We start from the raw sequence: 345 nt of genomic DNA on the forward strand, positions 1-345 counted from the left end.
GGCGCGCAGCACCTGGCCCTTGGCAGTGGACACGCCACGCGCAAGGAGGCCGATACGGCCATGCTGCGCGCTCAACACTTCGACCAGCAGGCTGGTCTCGCGGTAGGCCCGTGCGTGCCCCTGGGAGGGGGCGGTACATCCATTCGATCGTATGTCAGAGGGGACTTTCATGAGCACCTGCAGTTTCCGTGGCAACCCGGGCCCGAGGTCCGGTTCATGAGCCGCGCGTTGGCGAAGTGCACCGTGCTGAGCAGGCGCAGGCCGGCGCGGTGGTAGAACGACAGCAGGCTGGGGTCAGCCACCAGCGGGCTGGCATTTTCCATGCTGATGTAGACCACGCGCTTG

General features: G+C 66.4%; 1 protein-coding gene and 1 pseudogene. Both read right to left on the reverse strand.

The annotated features are described in order from the left end of the window. Positions 1–171 (reverse strand): recombination protein O N-terminal domain-containing protein (locus tag ABGA94_RS02865; protein ID WP_375366339.1); only part of this gene is annotated, 171 nt, incomplete at its 3' end. Between the two features lie 26 nt (positions 172–197). Beyond that, positions 198–345 (reverse strand): annotated as a pseudogene (locus ABGA94_RS02870) (membrane dipeptidase); the annotation flags it as partial.

Source organism: Stenotrophomonas sp. 3diitr2024 (genome assembly GCF_042136455.1).
GTDB classification, from domain to species: domain Bacteria; phylum Pseudomonadota; class Gammaproteobacteria; order Xanthomonadales; family Xanthomonadaceae; genus Stenotrophomonas; species Stenotrophomonas sepilia.